The organism is Psychrobacter sp. 16-MNA-CIBAN-0192 (assembly GCF_040309565.1).
Lineage (GTDB): Bacteria > Pseudomonadota > Gammaproteobacteria > Pseudomonadales > Moraxellaceae > Psychrobacter.
Genome location: NZ_JBEOOX010000530.1, coordinates 1 through 251, shown reverse-complemented (window position 1 = coordinate 251; position 251 = coordinate 1). Strand labels below are relative to the sequence as shown.

1 protein-coding gene is annotated in these 251 nt (G+C 36.3%); it reads left to right on the top strand.

Going from position 1 to position 251, the window contains the following annotated elements:
- Positions 1-251: LON peptidase substrate-binding domain-containing protein (locus AAEY78_RS14260; protein WP_352340081.1), on the top strand; the 251-nt coding region annotated here is incomplete at both ends.

Genomic DNA, 251 nt, shown 5'->3' with positions numbered 1-251 from the left:
AATTGCGACTGTACTTCAATTATTAAAGCTACCCGATGGTACAGTAAAAGTATTAGTTGAAGGCACACAACGTGCGAATATCGAAGAGTTTGTTGATAACGAAGACTTTTTCGTTGCCAATGCACAGTTTATTGAATCGGATTCAGTGAACGAACAAGAACAAGATATCTTTATTCGTAGTGCATTGAGCCAGTTTGAAGGCTATGTAAAATTAAATAAAAAAATTCCACCTGAAGTCATGACCTCGGTAT